This is a genomic window from Rhizobium sp. 21-4511-3d, assembly GCF_053522545.1.
The window spans coordinates 160,882-186,674 of the sequence record NZ_JBNWCF010000007.1 but is presented as its reverse complement, the minus strand read 5'-3'; the positions used below and the strand labels follow the sequence as shown (position 1 = coordinate 186,674).

General features: G+C 61.9%; 28 protein-coding genes. 15 read left to right on the top strand and 13 right to left on the bottom strand.

Translation table 11 applies throughout. From position 1 onward, the window contains the following. Window positions 1–9 precede the first annotated feature (9 nt). Genes ACQZ5H_RS17175 through ACQZ5H_RS17160 form a run of 4 tightly spaced genes read right to left on the bottom strand, consistent with a single transcriptional unit; the run spans window position 10 to window position 4,763 of the window. Window positions 10–2,256: an ATP-binding response regulator gene (locus ACQZ5H_RS17175; protein WP_449098477.1), complete on the bottom strand. Its 2,247-nt coding sequence runs from the start codon at window positions 2,254–2,256 to the stop codon at window positions 10–12. A 55-nt stretch (window positions 2,257–2,311) separates the two neighbouring features. Further along, on the bottom strand, window positions 2,312–2,815 hold the full coding sequence (gene lspA, locus ACQZ5H_RS17170) for a signal peptidase II (RefSeq protein WP_130279197.1): 504 nt from the start codon (window positions 2,813–2,815) through the stop codon (window positions 2,312–2,314). Beyond that, complete coding sequence (locus ACQZ5H_RS17165) at window positions 2,812–3,669, bottom strand: TrmH family RNA methyltransferase (protein ID WP_449098476.1); 858 nt, start codon at window positions 3,667–3,669, stop codon at window positions 2,812–2,814. Before ACQZ5H_RS17165 ends, lspA begins: the two co-directional genes overlap by 4 nt. Next, window positions 3,666–4,763, bottom strand: coding sequence for a class I SAM-dependent methyltransferase (locus tag ACQZ5H_RS17160; RefSeq protein ID WP_449098475.1), 1,098 nt, complete (start codon window positions 4,761–4,763; stop codon window positions 3,666–3,668). The genes ACQZ5H_RS17165 and ACQZ5H_RS17160 overlap by 4 nt, the downstream gene beginning before the upstream one ends. A 116-nt stretch (window positions 4,764–4,879) precedes the next feature. Here ACQZ5H_RS17160 and ACQZ5H_RS17155 point away from each other — a divergent pair, with 116 nt between their 5' ends. Both ACQZ5H_RS17155 and ACQZ5H_RS17150 read left to right on the top strand, forming a co-directional pair. Next, window positions 4,880–5,332: an SRPBCC family protein gene (locus tag ACQZ5H_RS17155; RefSeq protein ID WP_112713693.1), complete on the top strand. Its 453-nt coding sequence runs from the start codon at window positions 4,880–4,882 to the stop codon at window positions 5,330–5,332. Between the two features lie 43 nt (window positions 5,333–5,375). Continuing rightward, the gene (locus tag ACQZ5H_RS17150; RefSeq protein WP_449098474.1) at window positions 5,376–5,822 is read left to right on the top strand and encodes an N-acetyltransferase family protein; all 447 of its coding nucleotides are present in this window, start codon (window positions 5,376–5,378) and stop codon (window positions 5,820–5,822) included. Here the strand turns inward: ACQZ5H_RS17150 and ACQZ5H_RS17145 are convergent. The 3 genes from ACQZ5H_RS17145 to sppA form a co-directional block, all read right to left on the bottom strand. Next, a complete protein-coding gene (locus ACQZ5H_RS17145) occupies window positions 5,814–6,146 on the bottom strand; it encodes a LapA family protein (protein WP_112713689.1) in 333 nt (110 codons plus the stop codon). The two genes, ACQZ5H_RS17150 and ACQZ5H_RS17145, sit on opposite strands and share 9 nt — an antisense overlap. Window positions 6,147–6,258: 112 nt before the next feature. Further along, the gene (locus ACQZ5H_RS17140; protein WP_018898213.1) at window positions 6,259–6,558 is read right to left on the bottom strand and encodes an integration host factor subunit beta; all 300 of its coding nucleotides are present in this window, start codon (window positions 6,556–6,558) and stop codon (window positions 6,259–6,261) included. Between the two features lie 29 nt (window positions 6,559–6,587). After that, complete coding sequence (gene sppA, locus ACQZ5H_RS17135) at window positions 6,588–7,538, bottom strand: signal peptide peptidase SppA (RefSeq protein ID WP_112713687.1); 951 nt, start codon at window positions 7,536–7,538, stop codon at window positions 6,588–6,590. A 217-nt stretch (window positions 7,539–7,755) separates the two neighbouring features. Between sppA and lptC the strand changes: the two genes are divergently transcribed. From lptC to ptsN, 6 genes are all read left to right on the top strand, one after another. Beyond that, window positions 7,756–8,421 (top strand): LPS export ABC transporter periplasmic protein LptC, encoded by a 666-nt coding sequence (gene lptC / locus ACQZ5H_RS17130; protein WP_112713685.1) that lies wholly within the window; start codon window positions 7,756–7,758, stop codon window positions 8,419–8,421. Between the two features lie 15 nt (window positions 8,422–8,436). After that, complete coding sequence (locus tag ACQZ5H_RS17125) at window positions 8,437–9,051, top strand: LptA/OstA family protein (protein WP_112713683.1); 615 nt, start codon at window positions 8,437–8,439, stop codon at window positions 9,049–9,051. A gap of 36 nt (window positions 9,052–9,087) precedes the next feature. After that, window positions 9,088–9,870: an LPS export ABC transporter ATP-binding protein gene (lptB, locus tag ACQZ5H_RS17120; protein WP_130279191.1), complete on the top strand. Its 783-nt coding sequence runs from the start codon at window positions 9,088–9,090 to the stop codon at window positions 9,868–9,870. A 157-nt stretch (window positions 9,871–10,027) separates the two neighbouring features. Then, window positions 10,028–11,563, top strand: coding sequence for an RNA polymerase factor sigma-54 (gene rpoN / locus ACQZ5H_RS17115; RefSeq protein ID WP_449098583.1), 1,536 nt, complete (start codon window positions 10,028–10,030; stop codon window positions 11,561–11,563). Between the two features lie 215 nt (window positions 11,564–11,778). Beyond that, window positions 11,779–12,354, top strand: coding sequence for a ribosome hibernation-promoting factor, HPF/YfiA family (hpf, locus tag ACQZ5H_RS17110; RefSeq protein ID WP_112713677.1), 576 nt, complete (start codon window positions 11,779–11,781; stop codon window positions 12,352–12,354). Window positions 12,355–12,424: 70 nt separating this feature from the next. Continuing rightward, window positions 12,425–12,889, top strand: a complete 465-nt coding sequence (gene ptsN, locus ACQZ5H_RS17105; protein WP_130279189.1) for a PTS IIA-like nitrogen regulatory protein PtsN — start codon at window positions 12,425–12,427, stop codon at window positions 12,887–12,889. A 70-nt stretch (window positions 12,890–12,959) separates the two neighbouring features. Here the strand turns inward: ptsN and ACQZ5H_RS17100 are convergent, their stop codons facing one another. The 3 genes from ACQZ5H_RS17100 to ACQZ5H_RS17090 all read right to left on the bottom strand — a co-directional run bounded on the left by ACQZ5H_RS17100 (window position 12,960) and on the right by ACQZ5H_RS17090 (window position 17,689). After that, window positions 12,960–15,287, bottom strand: coding sequence for a methyl-accepting chemotaxis protein (locus ACQZ5H_RS17100; RefSeq protein WP_449098473.1), 2,328 nt, complete (start codon window positions 15,285–15,287; stop codon window positions 12,960–12,962). Window positions 15,288–15,516: 229 nt separating this feature from the next. Next, the gene (locus tag ACQZ5H_RS17095) at window positions 15,517–16,416 is read right to left on the bottom strand and encodes a ribokinase (RefSeq protein WP_449098472.1); all 900 of its coding nucleotides are present in this window, start codon (window positions 16,414–16,416) and stop codon (window positions 15,517–15,519) included. A 46-nt stretch (window positions 16,417–16,462) separates the two neighbouring features. Further along, window positions 16,463–17,689, bottom strand: a complete 1,227-nt coding sequence (locus ACQZ5H_RS17090; RefSeq protein WP_449098471.1) for a DNA recombination protein RmuC — start codon at window positions 17,687–17,689, stop codon at window positions 16,463–16,465. A 205-nt stretch (window positions 17,690–17,894) separates the two neighbouring features. On the opposite strand from ACQZ5H_RS17090, the gene ACQZ5H_RS17085 reads away from it, so the two are divergent. The 7 genes from ACQZ5H_RS17085 to arsC all read left to right on the top strand — a co-directional run bounded on the left by ACQZ5H_RS17085 (window position 17,895) and on the right by arsC (window position 22,901). Further along, complete coding sequence (locus ACQZ5H_RS17085; protein WP_449098470.1) at window positions 17,895–19,388, top strand: methyl-accepting chemotaxis protein; 1,494 nt, start codon at window positions 17,895–17,897, stop codon at window positions 19,386–19,388. A 97-nt stretch (window positions 19,389–19,485) separates the two neighbouring features. Then, entirely contained in the window at window positions 19,486–20,001 is a 516-nt protein-coding gene (gene def / locus ACQZ5H_RS17080; protein WP_130279184.1) for a peptide deformylase, read from the top strand. 61 nt (window positions 20,002–20,062) lie between these two features. Continuing rightward, entirely contained in the window at window positions 20,063–20,326 is a 264-nt protein-coding gene (locus ACQZ5H_RS17075; RefSeq protein WP_130279183.1) for a FitA-like ribbon-helix-helix domain-containing protein, read from the top strand. After that, a complete protein-coding gene (locus ACQZ5H_RS17070) occupies window positions 20,323–20,745 on the top strand; it encodes a PIN domain-containing protein (RefSeq protein ID WP_449098469.1) in 423 nt (140 codons plus the stop codon). The genes ACQZ5H_RS17075 and ACQZ5H_RS17070 overlap by 4 nt, the downstream gene beginning before the upstream one ends. Before the next feature lie 20 nt (window positions 20,746–20,765). Further along, a complete protein-coding gene (gene fmt / locus ACQZ5H_RS17065; protein ID WP_449098468.1) occupies window positions 20,766–21,701 on the top strand; it encodes a methionyl-tRNA formyltransferase in 936 nt (311 codons plus the stop codon). After that, window positions 21,701–22,507: a tRNA pseudouridine(38-40) synthase TruA gene (gene truA, locus ACQZ5H_RS17060; RefSeq protein ID WP_413710881.1), complete on the top strand. Its 807-nt coding sequence runs from the start codon at window positions 21,701–21,703 to the stop codon at window positions 22,505–22,507. The genes fmt and truA overlap by 1 nt, the downstream gene beginning before the upstream one ends. After that, window positions 22,485–22,901 carry an arsenate reductase (glutaredoxin) gene (arsC, locus tag ACQZ5H_RS17055; RefSeq protein ID WP_449098467.1) on the top strand — a complete coding sequence of 139 codons (417 nt, stop codon included), beginning with the start codon at window positions 22,485–22,487 and terminating at the stop codon, window positions 22,899–22,901. The genes truA and arsC overlap by 23 nt, the downstream gene beginning before the upstream one ends. On the opposite strand, the gene ACQZ5H_RS17050 is transcribed toward arsC, so the two are convergent. The 3 genes from ACQZ5H_RS17050 to dapD all read right to left on the bottom strand — a co-directional run bounded on the left by ACQZ5H_RS17050 (window position 22,889) and on the right by dapD (window position 25,636). After that, complete coding sequence (locus ACQZ5H_RS17050) at window positions 22,889–23,485, bottom strand: hypothetical protein (RefSeq protein WP_025555447.1); 597 nt, start codon at window positions 23,483–23,485, stop codon at window positions 22,889–22,891. The two genes, arsC and ACQZ5H_RS17050, sit on opposite strands and share 13 nt — an antisense overlap. Then, a complete protein-coding gene (dapE, locus tag ACQZ5H_RS17045) occupies window positions 23,472–24,665 on the bottom strand; it encodes a succinyl-diaminopimelate desuccinylase (RefSeq protein WP_449098466.1) in 1,194 nt (397 codons plus the stop codon). The genes ACQZ5H_RS17050 and dapE overlap by 14 nt, the downstream gene beginning before the upstream one ends. A gap of 110 nt (window positions 24,666–24,775) precedes the next feature. Next, a complete protein-coding gene (dapD, locus tag ACQZ5H_RS17040) occupies window positions 24,776–25,636 on the bottom strand; it encodes a 2,3,4,5-tetrahydropyridine-2,6-dicarboxylate N-succinyltransferase (protein WP_199626065.1) in 861 nt (286 codons plus the stop codon). Window positions 25,637–25,793 lie beyond the last annotated feature (157 nt).

The following is a 25,793-nucleotide window of genomic DNA, read 5'->3' as shown; positions in this document are numbered from 1 at the left end:
CACCCCGCTTTAAAGGGCTTCCGCCCTGCGGGCCGAGAGCGCGGCCACAGCCTGGACCTCGGTCAGTAGCCGGATCGGATCGACCGGCTTGATCATCACCCGGTTAGCACCGGCCAGCAGAACGGCACGACGGGACTCGTCGCGCTTGTCTGCCGTCAGCACGATGACAGGCACCGGCACCAGATCGAGACGCCGCTCGTGACCGCGCAGGCGGCCGATCATGTCGACGCCTTCGCCGCCCGGCATCGTGAGATCGCTGATGACGATATCGGGGCGGCTGCCGTTCTCGGAAAGCGCGCCGTCGAGCAGGCTCTCGAAGTCCTCGACATGGCGAACCGTATGGCCACCCTTCTCCAGCATGGCGCGCACCAGCATGGCATTGATCGGGTCGTCCTCGCCAAGCAGGATGTTGAGACCGCGCTGCAGGCTGGCTTCGGGAATGGAGGCGCTGAAGCCCGGCTGATTGTCGTTCAGCGCATCCCGCTTCTCCATGCCACGCATCCGTCCACGCAACACGTCGATCAGCGACTGTTCGCGCAGTGGCCGGATCAGCCAAGCGTCGAAAAGATCGAGTGCATGGGCGTTCCGCTCTTCCGGGTTGACGAGCAGGATCTTGCGCAGGCCAAGCGCCGCAATGTCGGTGCGGTCGGCGAGATGGCTGGCGAACTCGGTCGAAAGACGGTGATCGATGATGATATCGGTCGGGCGCTGGCCGCGGCCGGCCATATAGAGCAGCGTCTCGCGGGCGGTCTCACCATCCTCGACGAGATGGCAGGCGCCGCCGAGCGCGGTGACCGTTTCGGCAATTGCCGCCCGCGCAGCACCCGCAGGCGCGAGCAGCACGACGGTATTGCCGGCCAGCAGACCCTTGCGGCGGCCGCGGCCCTCTTCAGTGATGCCCGCCGGAAAGCGGATGGTGAATTCACTGCCCTTGCCCTTCTCACTGGCAACCGTCAGCGAGCCGCCGAATTCGCGCATGATGCGCGCCGAGATGGTCAGGCCGAGACCGGTGCCGCCGCTCTTTTCGACCATGGTTCCTCCCTGTTCGAATTCACCGAAGATCCGGGACTGCTCCTCCGCAGTCATGCCCGGGCCGGTGTCGGTGACGGTAATGACGAGGTCCTCGTCAGACAGTGTGGCGCGAATGAAGACGCCGCCGGCATGCGTGAACTTCACCGCATTGCCGATCACGTTGAAAAGCACCTGGCGCAGCCGCGCCGGGTCGAAGCTCATGAATTCCGGCACATCGGACGAGACCGTGGCGCCGATCTCGATGTCCTTCTCGTGCGCCCGGTGCGCCAGCATTTCCACGACGCTTTCGAGAAGCTGCCGCAGCGATTCCGATCGTGGGCGCAGCTGGAAGCGGCCGACCTCGATGGTCGAGAAGTCGAGAAGGTCTTCGACCAGCTGGGTCAGGGCGTGGCCGGATTGGCGGATGCCGCCGAGATAATTCTGCTGCTCCTGCGTCATCTGCGCCTGGGCAAGCAGATGGGTCATGCCGAGAATGCCTGAGAGCGGCGTGCGGATTTCATGGCTGACGGTCGCAAGCAGCCGCGACTTGGCGGCGCTGTTATATTCGGCTTTCTGGCGGGCCTCTTCGCGGGCCTGGGCGGTCAGCCGCTCGTTGGTCACGTCGCGGGCAATGCTCTGGATCAGCAGATTGCCGTTTGCCGGATCGCGGGTGACGACATCGTGCCAGACGAAAATGCGCTGCCCTTCCAGCGTCGAAATCTCGACATCGAAGCGGTGCGGCTCGGCACCCGGGCGAAAGGCGATGCCGATCTCCTCGCATGTCTGCCCCTCGGGCTTCAGGCGGCCGGTCAGGCGCCGGAACGTGGCATTGGCGCCGATGATGCGCCGGTCGATGCTGCGGGTAATGGTGATGTCGCCGAGAACGTCATGCACATTGGCGAAGAGCTCGGCAGCTTCGCTCGTTGCAGCGCTGCCTGTCTGTTTCTTCGGCAGTGCCTTCGCCTTGCGCCTGGAAACCACGAGATAGGTAATGAGGGCAATGGCAATTGCTGCAAGCCCGATCGAAAAGAGCAGCGGGCCGCCGGCCTGACCGAGGATGAGGAGCAGGGCCGCGGCAAGAATGCCGGCGCCGCCGAGCCAAAGCGAGACCAGTGACTTCTTGCGCTGTATCGTTCTCGGACCAGCCACCGGTTGCAGGGAATCCTCGACCGTCCGCACGTCCTGCGGTTTGGCGGGGCCGAAAGCAGCGGCCAGTCTTTCCTGCAGTTGAGCCAAGCTTTGCATGACTGCTGGCTAACATAGGCGCTCTTCCGAATGCCTTCAGGAAAAGACTAAGATTTTAGCTTTCGCTCTTTTTCGGTTGCAGCAACTCGTCAAGAATCACGCATCCCGCGCCGATCGTGATGAAACTATCGGCCAGATTGAAAACTGCGAACGACCATGTCTCCGTATGAAACAGGATATAGTCGATCACGTGCCCGTAGAGAAAGCGGTCGATAAGGTTGCCGAGCGCGCCCGCGATGATCAGCGCAAAGCCGGTATGGGCGATCCAGCGGTCCTTGGCGGTGCGGTGCCACATCCAGATGACGAAGGCGACGATCACAAGGCGCATGCCGACGATGAACCAGCCGTCCATCCCTGACAGCATCGAGAAGGCAACGCCGAGGTTGTAGGTGCGGTAGAGCGCCAGCATCGGAATGACGGGAACGGCTTCCTGCAGCGGCAGGTAATGATCGACGGCGATCTTGACTATCTGGTCGAGGATCACCGCCACGATGATGAAGAGCAGGATCGGCAGCGGGCGCGAAAAGAGGGCCGGGCGCGGAAGCGTCTGTTCGGTCATTTTGCCTCTGACAGTGAGAGAAGGTGGCGGCGCGCCTCGAAGAGCATGACGGCGCTCGCAACGGCAAGATTGAGCGAGTCGGCGCGGCCCTGCTGCGGAATGCGGGCAAGCGCATCGGCCTCCCTGGCGAGCTGCTCGGGAATGCCGGATTGCTCGTTGCCCATCAGGAGCACGACAGGCTTCTTCTTGTAATCGATGGTGCGATAATCGACGGAGCCGGCGAGATGCGTGGCAACGACCTGCACACCGGCCGTCTTCTTCCAGGCGATGAACTCGTCCATCGATGCCCGGGCGACCGGCACGGCGAAGACCGAACCCATCGTTGCCCGCACGGTCTCGAGCGAAAAGGGATCAGTTGCCTCGCCGACGAGGATGACGCCGGAGGCGCCGGCCGCATCGGCAGTGCGGATGATGGTGCCGAGATTGCCGGGGTCACGAACGCGATCGAGCGCAATCCAGGTCTCGCCCTGCTGCGGGCGGATATCGCGCAGCGGCTTCCAGCGGGTCTCGAAAATGCCGACCACCATCTGCGGATTGTCGCGCCGCGTGACCGAAGAGAGCACCTTCTCACTGACTTCGAGAACCAGCCCGCCGGAGGCGACGGTTTTCGCCGCCATCTGCTCGACCAGCGGCTTGCCCTTGGCGGCCTTGGCATAGACAAGCGTGCGGATCGTCCAGCCGAGCTCGATCGCGTCGATGACGAGCTTCAGGCCTTCGGCCATGAAGGCGCCGCTCTGCTCGCGGGACTTCTTGTCGCTGAGCGCCTTGATGTCCTTGATGATGGGGTTGGCAAGCGAGGTGACTTCCTTCACCTGGCCGACCCGGCGCGGTCCGCGGTCGTGGAATTCGTTCATTTCGGCACCCAGCGCGAAAAGAGGGATGTGGAGAGGGCGCGGCCCGGCGTCTTGCCGTCAAGCCCGCCTTCGCGGATGACCAGCTCGCCCGACTCGACGGCGCCACCGGCGCCACGCATGATTTCGCGCATCAGCTCGTGGATCGAATAGAAGCTCGCCCGGATCGAATAGGCGGTCAGCACCAGGCCGACAGCCTTCGGCGAGAGGATCTCCCGGCAGATATCGAGCATCAGCGGAAGATGTTCGAACAAATGCCAGACCTCGCCGTTCGGGCCACGGCCGAATTTCGGCGGATCGGTCAGGATGATGTCGTAGGTATTGCCGCGGCGTTCTTCGCGCAGGATGAATTTCATCGCGTCTTCGCAGATCCAGCGGATCGGCAGCTTTTCCATGCGACCGAGCGCCTGGTTTTCGCGCGCCCAGCCGATCGCCTTCTTGGATGCATCGACATGGGTGACCTCAGCGCCGGCAGCGGCGGCCACCAGCGAGGCGACACCGGTATAACCGAAGAGATTGAGCACCTTCAGCGGCCTGCCTGCCTTCTCCACCTGCTCTTTCATCCAGCTCCAGTGGACGATCTGCTCAGGGAAGACGCCGACGTGGCGGAACGAGGTGAAGCGGCCGAAGAAATCGACGCCAAGCAGGTGCAGCGGCCAGGTTTCGCCGAGCGCTTCCTTCGGGAAGCGCCAGCGGCCGGTGCCCTCTTCGTCGACATCGCCGGTAAAGACGGCATCGACCTTGTCCCAGACCGGCTGGGAAAGGGTCGGCTGCCACAGCGCCTGTCCCTCGGGCCGCACGATGCGGTAGGGGCCGTATTGCTCGAGCTTCTGGCCGTTGCCGCTGTCGATCAGGTGGAAGTCGCCGGCGCCGAGCGATTCCAGGATGACGGGCACGCGCTCGATCGGGCGGTCGCCGGTGCGGGTCTTCAGCGGCCGCTCGACGGCAACAGGCACGGCTGCCTCACGCACCGCCTCGCGGGGCGCTGCGGGTTTGGCAACCGGCTTGGCCGGGCGGTTCGGACGGTCGTCGCTGCGGCGAGGGCCGGAGGAGCCGGAAGGCGTCTTTGCGCCCGGCCGGCGGTCTTTTTGTCTCAACGTGGTTTTCCGCGTCTTCAATTCGATGGAGCCCGTGCAAATAGCATTCCGTTTCACCTTGGCAAAGCGCTTTCCCGCTGTGATAAGTTTAGCAATCCGAAATGGGAGGATTTCGAATGGATATGACCGGCGAAGAACGCATCACCGCACCGCGCGATGCCGTATGGGCGGCGCTCAACGATCCCGAAGTCCTCAAGCGCTGTATTCCGGGCTGTCAGACCCTGGAGATGAAGTCGCCCACCGAGCTCGCCGCCTCCGTCAAGATCAAGATCGGCCCCGTCTCGGCAACCTTCAACGGTGAGGTGACCCTCTCCAACATCAATGCGCCGGAAAGCTACACGATCTCGGGCGAGGGCAAGGGCGGCATCGCCGGCTTTGCCAAGGGCGGCGCCGATGTCGTATTGAAAGAAGACGGCGCGGAAACCGTGCTGCAATATAACGCAAAGGCCCAGGTCGGCGGCAAGATCGCTCAGCTCGGCGCCCGCCTTGTCGATTCCACCTCGCAGAAGCTGGCGCAGCAGTTCTTCGCCGATTTCAACGCCGCCGTTTCGGAAAAGGCGGGTACGTGATCCGGCCATTGGCGGCTGTCCGTTCATCGGCTAATTCTTGATCATGGATTTGATGATCAGGACGCCGCGGCCGTCGGACCGCGAGGAGCTTGCCGATATCTATCTCGCGGTCCGCCGCCAGACTTTCACCTGGGTCGATCCGTCGCGCTTCAAGCACGAGGATTTCTTTTCCCATACGCAAGGCGAGCTCGTCTGGCTCGCCGAGACGGCGGATGGCTCTGTTGCCGGCTTCATGACGCTCTGGGCGGCCGACGATTTCATTCACATGCTCTATATCCGCAAGGAATGGCAGGGCAGGGGCGTCGGAACGGCGCTGCTGGGCGCACTCCCTGATTGGCCGCGCCACAGATACCGGCTCAAATGCCTGGTCAACAATGTGGGCGCCAAGGCCTTCTATGTCGCGAAGGGTTTTGCCGTGACCGGCACCGGAACTTCGGCCGAAGGCGAATACGAAGAGCTGACCTTCGATCCGTCGCGCCAATCAGCGTGAGGGCAGCTGCCCGGCGATCTCTTCCGCACGCGCCTTGTGGCGGCCGGCTTCGCCCTGCCAGCGGATTGCTTCCTTGGCTTCGACGCGCGCCCGCTTGCGGTGCTTGCCCTGGCTGAACCAGGTGACGGCAGAGCCGGCGAGCATGCCGATGATCAGCGCGATGAACAGGAAGACGAAGAATGGCGCGGAGAGCGACAGAACCTGATCTTCCGGGCGGAACGGGTTGAAAGCAAGCGTCACGCTCTGCCGGTTGGCCACGCAGAAGATGATCAGGATGATGCCGAGCGGCAGCAAAATCAAAAGGTTGGTGATCTTCTTCGCCATGTATGGCCTCCGCGCATTATGGCGCCGTCGTTGAAACGGCGCTTCTCAAGCTAAGAGCAGAATAGGAATCCGGCGGCGAACTTCAAGCGCGGTTTCGCCGCAGGCGGAAGGCTCAATCGTCCTGATCGGCCTGGCCGGGGTTCAGCCGCTCGCGCAGCTCCTTGCCGGTCTTGAAGAAGGGAACCCACTTTTCCTCGACGAAAACGGTGTCGCCGGTGCGGGGGTTGCGGCCGGAGCGCGATGGGCGGTTCTTGACGGAAAAGGCGCCGAAGCCGCGCAGCTCGACGCGGTTGCCCGCCGCCAGTGCATCGGTGATCTCGTCAAGGACGGCATTGACGATATTCTCGACGTCGCGGTGATAGAGATGCGGGTTGCGCGCGGCAACTATCTGCACCAGTTCCGACTTGATCACGGTCGCCCCCTTAAATTATTGATTTCTTATCAATCGCGGCCAAACTGCCAAACTGAAACGAGCCCGTCAAGGAGCAACTTTTGTGGCAGAATGCCCTCAAGGTCCTGGGCTTTGAAGAGGTCGCCGTAGCCGAGAAGTGTGGCGACCTTCGAAACCGCGCCGGCGAGCAGGAAGGGCGTGTTGCTCTTCTTGTCCCAATCAACGACCGGCAGGTCCTTGCTAATGTCCCGCTTGGCCAGATAGTCGCGGATTTCAGGGTCGCCGCCGAGCTGGTCGATCAGCTTCACTTTCAGCGCCTGGCGGCCGGTATAGATCGTCCCGTCAGCGAGCTTAAGTACTTCATCGCGCGGCAGTTTCCGGCGATCGGCGACGAGATCCACGAACCAGGCATAGCTGTCCTGGACCATGTTATTGATCATCGCTTTGGCCTCTTCGCTGGTATTGTGGAAAGGCGAGGGCTCGGCCTTCAGCGGAGAGGACTTGATCTCCTGCAGCGACACGCCGAGCTTTTCGAGCAGCGGCTGGATCTGCGGATACTGGAAGATGACACCGATCGAACCGGTGATCGAGCTGTCTCCGGCAATGATCGTGTCACCGGCGGTGGCGATCATGTAGCCGGCGGAAGCGGCGAGCGTACGCACGTCCGAGACGACGGGCTTCTTGGCCGAGATCGCCCGGATCGCCTTGAAGATCTTCTCGCCGCCGTAGGTCGTGCCGCCCGGCGAGGAGATCGAGACGATCACGGCCTTCACCTGATTGTTCTCTTCGATCTTCTTCAGCCGCTCAAGCAGCTCGTCGTCGTCGGTGATCAGGCCGGAGATCGTCACATGGGCAATCTGCGGACGGCTCTGCTCGATATCGCTGCGGAAAAACAGGTAGAGCGAGAGGCCGAGCGCCACCAGAAGCACCGCTGCTGCGATCCGCCAGAAGCCCAGTCGCCGGCGAAGTCTGCGGCGGTCGGCGATCGTCGAGCTGTCCATAAGTCCTCCAGGGCCTGAGACGGCCACAATTCACAGCGATATCAGATAAGGCGGCATGCTGTTGTGAAAATGCCGGTTTGCCGCGTTTTCTTGCCTTTGTTGCTTGTTGCAGAAAAAAATCCATATTGGCAAGGTAATGTAATAATGCGAAACGATCTGTGATCGGCCGAAGTAGTTCCTATATAGGAATGCCGATCGACAGACACGGACAGACTTAATGCTCGATACGATCAACAGCGGCGGGAAGGCTGCCTTTGCCCGACCCGCGCGCACTGCCTATGGCGCTGCGCTCAGTCATTCGGGGCGCGTGCGCCGTCTGAAGGTGCTGCTTCCGGTCGCCGCCGTCGTCGTTTCTCTGGCCTTCATCGCCGTCTCCATGGTCCGCGCCTATCTGCCGGAAAACCTGAAGATCGAGGGCGCCAAGATCGAGAACGGCAAGGTCGTCATGGCCAAGCCCGCGATCGCCGGTCGCAATTCCGATGGCATCAATTATTCGATGCTCGCCGAGCGCGCTCTGCAGGACATCAAGAACCCGAGCCTCATCACGCTGGAGACGATCAAGGCGGCCGTCCCTGTCAACGACGATCTGATCGCTCGCGTCGAGGCGCAATCGGCCGATTACGACCGCTCGACCGACAAGCTCGCGCTTACCTCGCCATTCACCGTTCTCCTGAGCAACGGTCTGACCGCCGATTTCAAGTCTGCCAAGCTCGATATCAAGGGTGGCAGCATGAGCACGGACGACCCCGTAACCATTACCAAAGAGGGAACTTCGGTTGTTGCGAACTCCCTCAAGATGACGGATAAGGGTCGCGTGATCACGTTCGAGGGGAAAGTTCGTATGAACGTCGATCCATCCGCCATCCGCAAACAGGGCACCTAACAGCCGGGTTCTTTAATGACAAAAGATTGTCACTCTCCAATTCGTAAGCTTGGCGCAGCAGCAACCGGCGGCGCTCTGGCGCTTCTGATGATTGCAGGAGCTGCATTCGCGCAGGCAACGACCAGCCAGATGGACGGCCTCAAGCTCGACAAGAACGAGCCGATCCAGATCGAGAGCGACAAGCTCGAAATCCACGACCAGGAACACAAGGCCGACTTTACCGGCAACGTGAAGGTCGTTCAGGGCAAGACGACGCTGCAGGCTGGCCACATGACGGTCTTTTACAAGCCGAAGGCAAATGCCGACGGTCAGGCGACGGATGCGAATGCCAAGCCGGATGCCGGCGCTGCATCGATCTCGTCCGGCAACGCCGATATCGACCACATCGTGGTCACCGACAAGGTTTTCCTGAGCTCCGGCACACAGACGGCAACCGCCGATAACGGCGCCTTCGACATGGCGGCGCAGACATTCATCCTGAAGGGCGACAAGGTTGTGCTCTCGGATGGCCCGAATGTCTTCACCGGCTGCCAGCTCACGGTCCACATGCAAACCGGACAGGCACAACTGGATAGCTGCGGGGGCCGCGTCCAGATCCAGCTCGATCCGAAGTCCCAGAAGAAGAACTGACCCGGCCCTCTCGTGAAACTTCTCTCGCTTCCCAAAATGTTCGGCAAGTCCGCGCCGCAGGCCGCGGACGCATCTGCCGGAGACAAAAGCCGTTACCAGGGCACGCTGATTGCGCGCGGTCTGACGAAGACCTACAGCACCCGGCGTGTCGTCAATGGCGTGTCGCTGGTCGTCCGGCGCGGCGAAGCGGTAGGGCTTCTCGGGCCGAACGGCGCAGGCAAGACCACCTGTTTCTACATGATCACTGGTCTCGTGCCGGTCGATGAAGGCACGATCGAGATCGACGGCAATGATGTCACGACCATGCCGATGTATCGCCGCTCGCGCCTCGGCGTCGGCTACCTGCCGCAGGAAGCCTCGATCTTTCGCGGCCTGACGGTCGAGGAAAACATTCGCGCCGTTCTCGAAGTTCACGAGAGGGACAAGGCGGCACGCGAGAAGAAGCTCGACGAGCTGCTCGAAGAGTTCCACATCTCGAAGCTTCGCAAGGCGGCAGCCGTATCGCTGTCGGGCGGTGAGCGCCGGCGTCTGGAAATCGCCCGCGCGCTGGCGACCGACCCGACCTTCATGCTGCTCGACGAACCCTTCGCCGGCGTCGATCCGATTTCGGTCTCCGATATCCAGAACCTCGTGCACCATCTGACGGCACGCGGCATCGGCGTTCTGATCACCGACCACAATGTCCGCGAGACCCTGGGTCTGATCGACCGCGCCTACATCATCCATGCCGGTGAAGTTCTGACGCATGGCCGGGCCAACGATATCGTCAACAACCCTGAGGTTCGCCGCCTCTATCTTGGCGATAATTTCAGCCTTTGATACGGTCGAAGGCGACGGAAATTCACCTTCCCGTCACACTTGAGCTTGACCAAATAGAATAAAAAAGCAATTTTTGGGCCAACTGGATTTCCGTGGCCTGAAATGCTTGTTCGGACGCGGCTTCCCGGAGGAAATGAACGGGAGTTTCGCGTCCGCCATGGCCCTGTCTGCCAATCTTTTCCTGCGACAGAACCAATCCCTCGTCATGACGCCGCAGCTGATGCAGTCCATCCAGCTGCTGCAGATGACGCATTTCGAACTCGTTCAATTCATCTCCCAGGAAGTCGAAAAGAACCCGCTGCTGGAATTTCCGTCAAATGACGCGGAAACGGGCAGCGAGCGTGACGGCGAAGATGAATCCCACACCCACCAGCAGGATGACGACGAGCGCACCGATGCGCTCTCCGGCGACTGGTACGACAATGGCAGCGAAGGCAGCGTCAGCCATCTGAGCGAAGAGCTCGATTCCAACTATTCGAATGTCTTCCAGGACGACGGCGCGCCACAGCGGGCCGATGCGCCGGAGCTGATGAGCCAGTGGAAGTCGATGCCCGGCAGCGCCGAGGGCGAGGCCTATGATCTCGATGATTTCGTCGCCGGCCAGGTTTCGCTGCGCGACCATATCGTCCAGCAGGTGCCCTTCGTCCTGCCTGACATGGCCGACCGGCTGATCGGCCAGCACCTGCTCGATCAGCTCGATGAGGCCGGCTATTTCCAGGGGGATATCGCCGAAGCCGCCGAACGTCTCGGCGCCACGACGGTCGATGTGGAGCGCGTGCTCAGCGCGCTGCAGACCCTCGATCCGCCCGGCGTCTTTGCCCGCAACCTGGCGGAATGTCTGGCGATCCAGCTACGCCAGAAAGATCGCTTCGATCCGGCGATGCAGGCCTTTGTCGCCAATCTTGAACTCTTGGCGCGCCGCGATTTCTCGACGCTGAAGCGCCTCTGCGGTGTCGATGAGGAAGATCTGCTCGACATGCTTACGGAGCTTCGCCAGCTCAATCCGAAGCCGGGCAGCGGTTTCGAGACCGGCGTCTCCGAAGCCATCATGCCGGATGTCGTCGTGCGGCCGTCGAGCGACGGCAGCTGGCTGGTGGAGCTCAATCCCGACACGCTGCCCCGCGTGCTGGTCAATCAGTCCTATTTCGCCAATGTCACGAAGAATGGCGAGGAGCACGCTTTCCTCTCCGAATGCCTGCAGAATGCCAACTGGCTGACGCGCAGCCTCGACCAGCGCGCCAAGACGATCATGAAGGTGGCGACCGAGATCGTCCGCCAGCAGGATGCGTTCCTGCTGCACGGTGTCGATCATCTTCGCCCGCTGAATCTGAAGACCGTTGCCGACGCCATCAAGATGCATGAATCGACCGTCAGCCGCGTCACCTCGAACAAATACATGCTGACGCCGCGCGGGCTCTTCGAGCTCAAATACTTCTTCACTGTCTCGATCAGCGCGGTAGAGGGCGGTGATGGTCACTCCGCGGAAGCCGTCCGCCACAAGATCCGCATGCTGATCATGCAGGAAAGCCCGGAAGCCGTGCTGTCGGACGACGATATCGTCGACATGCTGAAAAAGGGCGGGATCGATCTCGCCCGCCGCACCGTCGCCAAATACCGGGAAGCGATGAACATCGCCTCTTCGGTGCAGCGCCGCCGCGAAAAGCGGGCGCTCGCCAAGGTCGCCGGCTTCTGAGGCCTGACGGCCGGGCGTTGACTTTTTGGTAACCTCCGTTTATTAGCCCGCCGCAATTGGCGCTGTGAACAGCGTTCAGACTTATCCCCATCATCCTCAGGGCGCTTGAAGCACGAGACTTAAGCCGATCTTGCTTGAGTTTGCGTGAAGTGCTTGGATGAGAAGTAGGCTTGGCGTAAACTGGTACCGCAAACCACTATAAGAAGGGAAACTCCATGAGTGTGCGTGTATCCGGTAAACATATGGAAATTGGTGACTCGTTCCGTCAAAAGATCGAGGACCAAGTGGCCATGGCCGTCACGAAATACTTCGACGGGGGATATTCTGGTCAAGTGATCGTTGAGAAGTCGAGCTCGCGCTTCTCGGCCGATTGCAAGCTCCACCTCGATAGCGGGGTCGTGCTGCATGCGGCTGGTGAGGCGATGGATCCGCAGGTGGCTTTCGATGCCGCTTCGGAGCGTATCGAGAAGCGTCTGCGCCGCTACAAGCGGAAGCTCAAGGATCATCATGCCGGAAATCATCTGAACGGTTTTGCGGAAGTCGCCTATACGGTCATGGACGCAGTGCCTGACCACGAAGAAGAGGTTCCCGACGATTTCGCCCCGGCCATCGTGGCCGAGAGCACGAAGCAGCTGAAGACAATGTCCGTCGCAACCGCCGTGATGGCGCTCGACATGACGGATGAGCCGCTGCTCCTGTTCCGCAGCCCGGGCAAGGAACATTTGAACATCGTTTACCGCAGGCATGACGGTAATATTGGCTGGATCGACGCAGCCAATATCAAGAGCTGAAATCGGGCGAAGAGCGGCGCCAAGCGCCGCTCTTCCAATCACCCGGCTTCGGCCACAGAAGGAAAAAGAAATGGCATTGGCAGATCTGCTGCATCAAGATGCGATTATCCCCGCCCTCAAGGTAAATTCCAAGAAACAGCTGCTTCAGGAATTGGCGGCAAAGGCCTCGAAAATCACGGGCCTGTCTGAGCGGGAAATCTTCGACGTCGTGCTGCAGCGTGAACGTCTGGGTTCGACCGGCGTCGGCAATGGCATCGCAATTCCGCATGGCAAGCTCGCCAGCGTCCGCTCGATCGTTGGCGTCTTCGCACGTCTCGAGAGCCCGGTCGATTTCGAGGCCCTGGACGATCAACCCGTTGATCTCGTTTTCCTGCTGCTCGCTCCCGAAGGGGCGGGCGCCGATCATCTCAAGGCCCTGTCGCGCATCGCGCGCGTGCTGCGTGACCAGGATCTGGTCGCCAAGCTGCGCGCCACCGACTCCGCCTCGGCGATCTATGCCTTCCTCAACGAAGAGCAGACCTCGAACGCCGCCTGAGATTTTCAATCGCAGAAATGAAAGAGGCGCCCGGTCATCCCGGGCGCCTCTTTTCGTTTGAGATGGTTTCTCAGAACTCTTCCCAATTGTCCTGCGCGACTGCGGCCGAGCCGTGGGAGACAGCCGCTCGGCGTGGTGCCGGAGCCCGGTATGCGGGTGCGGCGACGGGCGCGCGCAGATGCTCGGCGGTTGCCCGCAGCGCCGCACTGTTTGCCTGGCCGGAAACCCGGAAGCGCAGCACGAGCGCCTTCAGCGTCTGCGCCTCGTCGTTCAGCGTCACACTGGCCGCCGTTGCCTCTTCCACCATCGCGGCGTTCTGCTGCGTCACCTGGTCCATCTGGTTCATGGCCTGGTTGATTTCCTTCAGCCCGATCGCCTGCTCGCTGGCCGACGCGGAGATCTGACGGATCAGGCCGTTGATGCCCATGACCTGCTCGGCGATTTTGTGCAGTGTACCGCCGGCGCGGCCGACGAGATCGACGCCTTCCTTGACCTGGACGGCCGAGGTGTTGATCAGCGTCTTGATCTCCTTTGCGGCACTTGCAGAGCGCTGTGCGAGCTCACGGACTTCCTGTGCGACGACGGCGAAGCCCTTGCCTGCCTCACCGGCACGCGCGGCTTCGACACCGGCGTTGAGGGCGAGCAGGTTGGTCTGGAACGCGATCTCGTCGATGACGCCGATGATGCGCGACACTTCCGTGGACGACTGCTCGATGCCGTGCATCGAGGCGATCGCCTTCTGCACGACTTCACCGGACTTCTCGGCATCCTCGCAGGCGAGGTTGACGTTGTCAGCCGCGGTGCGGGCATTCTCGGCGCTCGAATTGACCTGCGCAGTCAGCTCGTTCAGCGCCGCAGCGGTCTCCTCGAGGCTTGCAGCCTGCTGTTCCGTGCGCTTGGCAAGGTCAGAGGCGCTGTTGCTGATCTCGCTGGTGCCGGAGCCGATGTTCACGACGCTCGTGTTCATCGTATGGACGGTCTCTTCGAGGCTGGCGAGGGCGGCGTTGAAGTCCTGCTTCAGCTTCGCGTATTCGCCCGGGAAATCCTCGTTGATGCGGTGGCCGAGATTGCCTTGCGACAGTTCGGAAAGACCGGCACCGACGATCGAGACGATCTGGCGCTGCAGGGCGACCGACTGCTGACGCTCGCTCTCGGAGCGGCTGCGCTCGGATTCAGCTGCGCTGCGCTGGTTGTTTGCTTCGGCTTCAAGGCGGCGCGTATCGGCAAGAGCGAAACGGAAGCCTTCGAGAGCCTTGGCGACCGAGCCGATTTCGTCGGCACGATCCTGACCGGCAACCGGCTGATCATAGGCGCCGTCGCTCAGCTTCTTGACGCCGGCGACCAGCTGGCCGAGCGGCTTCTGCACGAAGGAGCGCACAGCGAAGTAGAGGGCCAGCATAACGGCGCCGAGGACGAGAATGCCGCCGACGATCATCATGAAGGTCTGATCCTGAACCGGGGCATTGATCGCGGTATGCGGTACGTCGACGAGGACGACCCATGTTGCGTTGAGATCCGGGACGGCGAACGGATAGACGACGCGGTCGAAGGGCTCGTAACCATCGAAGGTCAGGTTGCGGACAACGGTCGGCGCCATCGACGCGCGGGCGTTCTTGATCTCGGTCGAGCCGTCGCCTTCATAAGGCTTCGACATCAGTTCCTTGGTCGGCGCGACGATCCAGTTGCCATTCTGGGCAACGAGCGTGACGCGGCCGGAGCCGAACGGATGCAGGGCCTGCAGCTTGTCGGTCAGCGACTTCAGCGAGATATCGACGCCTTCGACGCCGATCATCTTGTCACCCGAGACAACCGGGTAGGCGATCGAGGTCAGGAGGGTCGGAACGTCGGTGCCTTCGGCGAGATAGGGCGACGTGATCGCGCCCTTGCCGCTCTCGGCGGCAAGCTTCCACCACTCGGCGGTATAATCGTTATCGAAGGTCGAGAACTGGATGGCGCCATCCTTTGTCTTCGACCAGTAGGGCGTGAAGGCGCCGGCCTTGTTGGTGCCCTGATCGAGCTTGTCGGCAATCTCGGTGGTCTTGCCATCGAAGGCGCCGAGCTGCTCGCAGAACCAGCTGCCGAAGGCGAAGGGGTTCTTTTCGAGATTGGCCTTCAGGACGTTGATGATGCCCTTGCGGTCGAAATTGCCGCCCTCGTGGCCGCGGCCGACGACGCCGGACATGGAGCGCGCTGCGCTGGCGAGTTCGCCGACATTGGCGGCGATTTCGTTGGCAATGGCTTTAGCTTCAAGATTGGCCTGATCCATCGTGAGGGTCTGCACGCGGCTGCGCGTCTGATCGATCAGGAAAAAGTTAGAAACGAAAAGAACGAGCGCGATTGCAACGCCCGTGATGACAATAAGCTTTGCGGCAAGCGACTTCATGCGAAAGATGAACATGGTGCCTCGGCGGGGCGACTTGCCGGACGAACATTTCCGGCAAAGGCGAGGTGAGCCGCTTCGTCATGGAGCGGCCGTGGGGCTAAACCGGGCACCCTCTGAGGAGGCCTGGCGATCGCCGAAAAGATCGCCAGAAATCTCTTAAATTTGAGTGAAATTGTATGAAAGCGGACCGTTAGTAGTCTGAACACCTTCACTTTTTGCTTGCGTCTATCGGAAACAGAAAAGTCTATAGCTTGTTTGCGACTTCGGCACTCAGCGGGATCGACGGCTGGGCTCCGGCCTTGAGGCAGGCAAGCGATCCGGCAACGGCTGCGCGACGCAGCGCGGCCTCGAAATCGAGCCCTTCATCAAGGCTGGCAGCGAGATAGCCGCAGAAGGTATCGCCGGCGCCGACCGTATCGACCGGCTCGATCTTCAGACCCTTTGCGCGCACCAGCTGGCCGTCGCGAATGGCGATCACGCCATCGGCTCCGAGCGTCACGATCAGCGTCTGGCCGGTCTCGCCATGCAGGCGCTGAAGCGCGGCCTCGCGGTCGCCCGCTGTCATGTTCTCCTGGCCGGCAAGCAGCTCGAATTCCGTCTCGTTGGCGATGACGATATCGGCGAGGCGCCCGAGGCGTGCGGCATCGGCAATCAGCGGCGCGAGATTGAGCACAGTGCGAACGCCCTTGTTGCGGGCGGCTTCGAGCGCACGCTCCACCGCAGGCGCGGGAACCTCAAGCTGCAGCATCAGGATATCGCTGGCATCCATCGCTGCGATCGCAGCATCGGCATCCGCCGCGCTGACCGTACCATTGGCGCCGGGCACAACGGCGATCATGTTCTCACCATCGCCGCCAACGAGGATCAGCGCAGTGCCGGTCGGGCCTTCGACGCGCTTGACGGTTGCGAGGTCGGTTCCGGCGTCATCGAGCAGCGCCAGCGCCGGCGCCGCAAATTCGTCCTTGCCGACGGCGCCCGCCATCCGCACCGTGCGTCCAGCGCGCCGGGCCGCCAGCGCCTGATTGGCGCCCTTGCCGCCCGCCGCAGTCGCAAAGCCGTTTCCGGCGACCGTTTCACCGGGTTTCGGCAGGCGTGCGGTGGTGGCGATGAGGTCCATATTGATGGAGCCGAACACAGTGATCATGTGAATGTCCCGTCCTTTGATTTTGGCGCGACACTGCCCGAAGGCCTCACTCTTCGTCAACCACCCTGAGCTTGAGAAGACCGGTGCGGCTCTCGACGGATTTCGCCGCCGGCTCCGCGTCGCGCTCCGGCTTGGCGCCGTCAGCGGTCGCCTCGAATTCCAGCGCTTCGATCTTGGAGCCGCGCTTGGTCAGCTTGTCGGCAGAGGTGACGATCATGTCGACATCCTTCTGCGCCATGGCGAAATGACCCTGCAGCTTGCGCACACGCTCGTCCAGACGTCCGAGATCGTCCATCAGGTTTGCGACCTCACCCTGGATCACATGCGCCTGCGCGCGCATGCGCTGATCCTTGAGGACGGCCTGGATCACCTGGATCGACAGCATCAGCAGGGATGGGGAGACGATGACGATCCGCGACCGGTGCGCCTTCTGGACGATCGGCTCGAAATTCTCGTGGATCTCGGCAAAGATCGATTCCGACGGCACGAACATGAAGGCCGTGTCCTGCGTCTCGCCCTGAATCAGGTATTTCTCGGAAATATCGCGGATATGGATTTCCATATCGCGGCGAAACTGCTGGGACGCTGCCTTGCCTGCATCCGAACCGCCGGCATCGCGGATCGCGTTCCAGGCCTCCAGCGGAAACTTGGCGTCGATGACCAGCGGCGGCGCGCCGTTCGGCATCTTCACCGTGCAGTCCGGGCGCGAGCCGTTCGACAGCGTCTGCTGAAATGCATAGGCGCCCATCGGCAGGCCATCGGCGACGATCGTTTCCATGCGCGACTGGCCGAAGGCACCGCGCGTCTGCTTGTTGGAGAGGATCGCCTGCAGGCCGACGACATCCTTGGCAAGCGTCTGGATGTTGTTCTGCGCCGCATCGATGACGGCGAGCCGCTCCTGAAGCCGCTGCAGGTTCTCGTGCGTCGATTTCGTCTGTTCGGTGATCGTATGGCTGACGCGCTGCGACATGCCGTCCAGCCGCTGGTTGATCGCCTGATTGAGCTCGGCCTGACGAGTGCCGAAGACTTCGGCCATCGTCGAGATGCGGCCCTGCATCTCGGCCTGGATCTTCAGCAGTTCGGCCATGCGCGCATCCGCTTCGGCGGAGCGAATGGCCGCTTCCTCATTCTGCTCCCGTCTGAGATTACCGCTCCTGAAAAGCAGGAAAACCAGCAGGACAATCATCGCGGCGATGGCGCCGCCGACGAGAGCAAGAATGGCCGGATTGATGGCGGCGAGCGAAATGGCGAGCGAGTCGGCGGAATTGTTCATGCCCCACCATAGCAAACTTCAACGCCCTGACTAGATCAAAACGTGAACATATCAACAGCTGCAGAAGATGCCGCCAAAAGGCCGCAGCCTGCCAAGTTGCTGCAACGATAAATCGTAGCGGGGTTTAACGATTGCTCAACCATATTTTAGAAATGTCGCTGCGGAAACAATTCCTTACATCGCCCCCCGGCAGACAGAGATCATCATGACCAGCCAGCATTCGCAGTCCTCCCTCAAGCAGCGCCTTGATTTCATCGAGCTCGATGATACCGCGCGCAAGACGATGAGCGAGATGCGGCCGGTGATCAGCTCGCTGGTCGGCGGTGCGCTGGACAAGTTCTACGCCAAGATAGCCAAGACCCCCGCAGTCGCCGGTTTCTTCTCCGACAAGTCGCATATGGGCCACGCCAAGAAGGCGCAGGAAAACCACTGGGCGAACCTCGCGGGCGGCAATTTCGACGAGACCTACGTGAGGGGCGTCACCGCCGTGGGCCGCACGCATGCGCGCATCGGTCTGGAGCCGCGCTGGTATATCGGCGGCTACGCGATCGTCATGTCCGAGCTCGTCAAGGGCATCATGGAGAAGCAGTGGCCGTCGATGTTCGGCCGCCAGCAGGGTAAGGCGCTTGCCGAAAAGCTCTCCGCCGTCATCAAGGCAGCGATGCTCGACATGGATTACTCGATCTCCGTCTATCTCGAGGCGCTCGAAGAGCGGCGCCACAAGCTGGAAGAGGAGCGCGCCAGGGCCGAGGCGGATCAGGCGATGGCGCTCGATCATTTGCGCCGCGGCCTCGAAGCGCTGTCGAACGGCGATCTGGAAGCCTCCCTCCCGGCCGATCTGCCCGGCAATTTCAAGCATATGGCCGAAGACTATAACCGCGCCGTTGCGGCTCTGCGCAGCTCCTTCGGCTCGGTCCGCAGCACGTCTGCCGAAATCCTGAGCGGCACCAACACCATCTCCAAGGCAACCGACGATCTGGCGTTGCGCACCGCGCAGCAGGCGGCCGGCGTCGAGGAGAGCTCAGCCGCCCTCCAGCAGCTGTCCGTCAGTGTCGGCCTGACAGCGGCCAATGCCGAGAAGGCTTCGGACGCGGTTCGCGAGACGCAGCAGCGTGCGAAGAGCTCCGGCGAGCTCGTCAGCAGCGCCGTCTCGGCCATGGCCGGCATCGAGAAGTCATCCGACGAGATCGCCAAGATCATCGGCGTCATCGACGAGATCGCCTTCCAGACGAACCTTCTGGCACTGAATGCCGGCGTCGAGGCCGCCCGTGCCGGTGAAGCGGGCAAGGGCTTTGCCGTCGTGGCGCAGGAAGTTCGTCAGCTTGCCCAGCGCACGGCGGAAGCTGCCAAGGAGATCAAGAACCTGATTTCGGAAAGCTCCGCCCAGGTGGACGAAGGTGTCGGCATCGTCAGCAGCACTGGTGAAGCTCTGAACGACATGATCAGCCGCATCGACATGATCAACCATGTCGTGGCCGAGATCGCCGCTGCCGCCCGCGATCAGGCGACCGGTGTCAACGAAGTCAGCGTCGCCATCCGCAACATGGATACGATCACCCAGCAGAATTCCGGCATGGTCGAGCACACCTCTGCCGAAACCCGCCGCCTGCGCGGCGAGGTCAGCAATCTCATGGATCTGCTGCAGCGCTTCCGCACCCAGGCCGATATCCGCGGCACCATCAGCCGCCGCGCTGCGTAAGACGAATACGGCGATTTTCCGGTGGCGGCAGCAAAAAACCGCCTCCGGAAGTTTCGGGATAATTCCCACGCCCGAAAAGATAGGTTATGGGAACGCCATGACCATCAAGCCACTCATCATTCTTCCCGATCCCATTCTCCGTCAGGCTTCCAAGCCGATCGAGCGCGTCGACGATGAACTGAAGCGTCTCGCCGACGACATGCTGGAAACCATGTATGACGCGCCGGGCATCGGCCTTGCCGCTATCCAGATCGGCGTACCGCGCCGCATGCTCGTCATCGACGTCTCGCGCGAAGGCGAAGACAAGCAGCCCCAGGTTTTCATCAATCCCGAAATCCTGAAGTCCTCGGACGAGCGCTCTGTCTATGAAGAGGGCTGCCTTTCTATCCCGGATTACTATGCCGAGGTCGAACGTCCCGCCACGATCACCGTCAAATATCTCGACCGCGACGGCAAGGAACTGACCGCCGAAGCCGACGGCCTGCTGGCGACCTGCCTGCAGCACGAAATCGATCACCTGAACGGCGTGCTGTTCATTGACCATATCTCGCGGCTGAAGCGCGAGATGGTCATCAAGAAGTTCACCAAGGCTGCCAAGTCGAAGGCGATCTGACCGGTCGTTGAAAAAGGCGCGCGGAAGCACTATGATATCAGTGATATCGTAGGAGGCTTTCGTGGGCGATCTGCTGATCAGGAATCTGGACGATGCGCTGAAGCGTGAGCTTCAGGAGCGCGCCCGCGAAAGCGGCCGTAGTCTTTCCGACGAGGCAATCGCTCATCTGCGCCGGTCACTTGCTTCCGCCGGAAGCGGCAGCCGTCCGGCGGGCGAATGGCTTGCCGCACTGCTTTCCACCGAGCGGTGGACGGATGACGAATTGGCAGCGATTGAGGCCGCCCGGCGGGAGCCCGACCGCGAACCGCCGAAGTTCGACGAATGAGTGTCCTGCTCGATACCAACGTGCTTTCGGAGCTGGAAGGTCGGCTGTATAGCGAGCGGCTTGTCTCGTGGCTGAATGGCTATCGTCCGGACGAACTCTTGATCAGCACCATCAGCATCGCCGAGATTCAATACGGCCTTTCAAGATTGCCTGACGGCCGGCGGCGCGATGGCTTGATGGAGAGCTATTTGCGGATTGAGCAAGCCTTTGCAGGGCGTATTGTGGCTTTCACGGCTGATGCGGCGCACCGCTATGGGAAGCTCCGGGCCGAGCAGGAGAGACGCGGAAGGCGCATGGAAACGAAGGACGCCATGATCGCCGCCATCTGCCTCTCGCATGGCGCGACGCTGGCGACCCGCAACATAAAAGATTTCGAGGGGCTTGATCTCAAGCTCGTAAACCCGTTTGAAGACGGCTGATCGGTAAACGGCGGAACAGAATGTCACTTCGTATCATCTTCATGGGCACGCCCGAATTCTCGGTTCCGACGCTGCTCACGCTTGTCGATGCCGGGCATCAGATCGTTGCCGTCTATTCGCAGCCGCCGCGCCCGGGTGGCCGCCGCGGGCTCGATCTGCAGAAGTCGCCGGTGCATCAGGCAGCGGAGTTGCTCGGCCTGCCGGTCTTCACGCCGGTCAATTTCAAGGATCCGGACGAGCGCGAGAAATTCCGCGCCCTCGATGCCGATGTCGCCGTCGTCGTCGCCTATGGTCTTTTGCTTCCCGAAGCGATCCTGACGGGCACGCGCGACGGCTGCTACAACGGTCACGCATCGCTGCTGCCGCGCTGGCGGGGTGCCGCGCCGATCCAGCGGGCGATCATGGCCGGTGACGCAAAGACCGGCATGATGGTGATGAAGATGGACAAGGGGCTGGATACCGGCCCTGTCGCGCTCACCCGTGAGGTCGAGATCGGCCCGAACATGACGGCCGGCGAGCTGCATGACAAACTGATGCATGTCGGCGCCAAGGCAATCGGCGAGGCGATGGTTGCGCTCGAAAGCGGCAACCTGCCGCTGACGCCGCAGCCGGACGAAGGCGTGCTCTATGCGAGCAAGATCGACAAGGGCGAAACCCGGATCGACTTCGCGAGGGACGCTGCTGACGTTCACAATCACATCCGCGGTCTGGCGCCGTTCCCGGGTGCGTGGTTTGAACTCGAAATCGGCGGCAAGCCGGAACGCGTCAAGGTTCTCGGATCCGAACTCGCAGAGGGCAATGGCCCGGCGGGCGAGTTGCTGAGCGACGATCTGGTCGTGGCCTGTGCGAGCGGCGCTATCCGGCTCACCCGGTTGCAGAAAGCCGGTGGCAAGCCTCTGCCTGCCGCAGACTTCCTGCGCGGCACGCCGCTTGCCCGCGGCACAAGGATCAGCTGATGCCGCGCTACCGGATGACCGTCGAATATGACGGCGCGCCCTATGTCGGCTGGCAGCGCCAGGACAACGGCCCGTCCGTACAGGGCGCCATCGAGGCCGCGATCCTGTCGCTCAGCGGCGAGACCGTTTCGATCCGCGGCGCAGGGCGCACCGATTCCGGCGTTCATGGGCTCGGCCAGGTCATTCATGCTGATCTCGCCAGGGAATGGTCACCCTTCAAGCTGCAGAATGCCCTGAATGCCCATCTGAAGCTCGCCGGCGAGCGGGTTTCCATCCTCGATGTAGAGGCCGTCAGCGATCTCTTCGACGCGCGCTTCTCGGCGCTGCGTCGCCATTATCTCTACCGCATCATCACCCGCCGCGCGCCGCTGGCGATCGAGGCCGGAAAGGCCTGGTGGGTGCCGAAGGTTCTCGATCACGAGGCCATGCATGCGGCCGCCCAGCGCCTCGTCGGCAACCATGATTTCTCGACCTTTCGCTCGGCGCATTGCCAGGCGAACAGTCCGGTGCGCACGCTGGACAGGCTGGATGTGACCCGTAGTGGCGAGCTGATCGAGATCAGGGCGACGGCGCAGAGCTTCCTGCACAACCAGATCCGCTCCTTTGCCGGAACGCTGAAGCTCGCCGGTGAAGGAAAATGGACGCCTGACGATGTGCAGGCCGCGCTCGAAGCCCGCGACCGCAAGGCCTGTGGCCCGGTGGCGCCGCCGGATGGTCTCTATTTCATGCAGGTCGACTACCCCGATGTGATCACGGATAGGCGCGCAACGGCGGAGAGCAGCGATGACGGTGAAGATCTATCATAACCCGGCCTGCGGCACCTCGCGCAACACTCTGGCGATGATCCGCCAGTCAGGCGAGGAGCCCGATGTCATCGAGTATCTGAAGACGCCGCCATCGCGCGAGGAGCTGATCGCCCTGATCGCAAGTATGGCGATTTCAGCACGCGACCTGCTGCGCGAGAAGGGCACGCCCTATCACGAGCTCGGCCTCGATAATCCCGTGCTCTCGGACGATGAACTGGTCGATGCGATGATTGCCCATCCGATCCTGATCAACCGGCCGATCGTGGTGACAGAGAAGGGTGCGCGCCTCTGCCGTCCGTCCGAACTGGTGCTCGACATCCTTCCCAATGCCGATATCGTGACCTTCACAAAGGAAGATGGCGAAGTCGTTCCCGGCCGAAATCAGGCCGGGTAGATCCCGAGAAACTTCTGCAGATATTCGGCAAGCATCATCGTCGGGACCAGAAGTGCCAGCGTCAGCGCCCCGACCATCAGCCCGTGGCCGTGAAAGATCATCCTTAGGATGCGCGCCAGGATGAAAACCTGCGCGATCATCAGGATCAGCAGCAGGATGGAAACGATGCTGACCGTGCCCGGAATGAAGAACACCAGCGCCAGCAACAGCCCGTTGATGTAGGAGAGCGGGACACCCAGCCAGTTGACGCTGACGACGACGGCGGCGAAGCGGTTGCCCATCTTGAAGATCAGCAGCAGGATGCCGGTGAGAACAAGCGGCACGAACCAGTTGGCGATCTCGACCATTCCCAGCCGGAAATAGAAGGGCAGGCCGACATCGTAATGTGGCGGCATCGTCTGGAGGAACGCCTGGCGCCACCAGAGCCAGGAAATCCCCATCGGCGGCAGGCACCAGACCATCGCCCAGAAGGATCGGTTGACGCCGCGATCCGAGACGTCGAGAAAGCGGAAGCCGCGCGGATCCATGCGGATCAGCAGCCAGAGCCCCGCCAGATAATATTGGACTTCCCTAAGCCCCGGCATTCTCGAACCAGCGCTCGATGAAGGTCTGATAGATCTGCGTCAGCGTCTCCAGGTCGGCGACCGAAACGCGCTCGTCGACCATGTGCATGGTCTGCCCGACGAGACCGAATTCGACGACCGGGCAGTAATCCTTGATGAACCGCGCATCCGATGTGCCGCCCGTCGTCGAGAGCTTCGGGGCCTTGCCGGTGATGTTCTCGACGGCCGAGGAGAGCGAGGCGATCAGCGCATTGTTGCGCGTCAGGAAGACGTGGCTGGGACGATCAGCCCAGATGATCTCGTAGCGAACCGGCTCGCGGCCCGGACGCAGTGCGCCGTCGGCCGCAGCGGCGTCGAGACGGCGGATGATTTCCGCCTGCAGCGTGTCGGCGGTCCAGGTGTCGTTGAAACGGATGTTGAAGCTCGCCGTCGCCTTCGCCGGAATGACGTTGGTCGCCGGGTTGCCGACATCGACGGTCGTCACTTCGAGATTGGAGGCCTGGAAGCTCTCGGTACCGCCATCGAAGGGCGGATCCATCAGCGCCGTCGTCAGCTGCAGCAATCCGCGTACCGGATTGTCCGCAAGATGCGGATAGGCGGCATGGCCCTGAACGCCGTGAACGGTGATCTTGCCCGAAAGCGAACCGCGGCGGCCGATCTTGATCATGTCGCCGAGCGCATCGGGATTGGTCGGTTCGCCGACGACGCAGGCATCCCAGCGCTCGCCGCGTTCCGCCGCCCATTGCAGCAGCTTGATCGTACCGTTGATCGAGGGGCCCTCCTCGTCACCGGTGATCAGGAAGGAAATCGAGCCCTTCGGAGCGCCATGCTTTTCGACATGGCGCGCAACAGCTGCCACGAAGCAGGCGATACCGCCCTTCATGTCGACGGCGCCGCGGCCGAACATTTCGCCGCCGGCGATTTCCGCCGCAAAAGGCGGGTGCGTCCACGCCGCCTCGTCACCGACAGGCACGACATCCGTATGTCCCGCAAACATCAGATGCGGGCCGTCATTGCCGATCCGCGCATAGAGGTTCTCGACATCGGGCGTGCCCGGCTCGGTGGCCATCACCTTGTCGACCTTGAAGCCGAGCGGCGAAAGCATCGCGCCGAGCGCCGAGAGCGCGCCACCTTCGGCGGGCGTAACGGACGGGCAGCGGATGAGGGTCTGGAGATTGGCGACGGGATCGGTAGCGGTCATGACGGTCGAATTATCCGGCAGGAATGGCAAAGGCATGGCGAGGCGGAGACCGCCTCGCGTTAAGAGGGTGCCGTCTGTTTACCGGATCGCGGTCCGGCTGTCACTGCAGCTTAGTCGCGCAGCAGCTCGTTGATGCCGGTCTTCGAGCGGGTCTGCTCATCGACGCGCTTGACGATGACGGCGCAGTAGAGATGCGGTGCCGGCAGGCCGTTCGCCATGGTCTTGTTGCCCGAAGGCATCGAGCCGGCGACGACGACGGAGTAGGGCGGTACTTCGCCATACATCACTTCGCCGGTGGCGCGATCGACGATCTTGGTCGACTTGCCGATATAGACACCCATGCCGAGGACCGAGCCCTCGCGGATGATGCAGCCTTCGACGACTTCCGAGCGGGCGCCGATGAAGCAATTGTCTTCGATGATCGTCGGGCCGGCCTGCATCGGCTCCAGAACGCCGCCGATGCCAACGCCGCCGGAGAGATGCACGTGCTTGCCGATCTGCGCGCAGGAACCGACCGTCGCCCAGGTGTCGACCATCGTGCCTTCGCCGACATAGGCGCCGAGGTTCACGAACGAGGGCATCAGCACGACGTTCTTGGCAATGAAGGCCGAGCGGCGCACGACGCAGTTCGGAACGGCGCGGAAGCCCGCGTCACGATACTGGTTCTCGCCCCAGCCTTCGAACTTCGAGGGAACCTTGTCCCACCAGGTCGAGTTGCCCGAACCGCCCTTGACGACTTCCATGTCGTTCAGGCGGAAGGAGAGCAGCACGGCTTTCTTGAGCCACTGGTTGACCGTCCAGGCGCCATCGGCACCACGCTCGGCCACACGAGCCTTGCCGCCATCGAGCAGTTCGAGCGCAGCTTCCACCGCATCGCGAACTTCGCCCTTGGTCGACGTGCTGACGTTGTCGCGGTTGTCGAAGGCCGCTTCGATGGTCTTTTCGAGGGATGCGAGATCGGTAGCGCTCATGAGGATTCCTTAAACTTCGAACTTTATCCTGAAGGCTACAGCGCCTCCGGGAATTGTGATCTGCAAGATGCGATCTGCTCTATCGCATGGACGCCCAAAATGGAATGATTTTTCGAACCAGATCGTTCTGGATTCAAGGCGTTAAAGACGTCGCTTG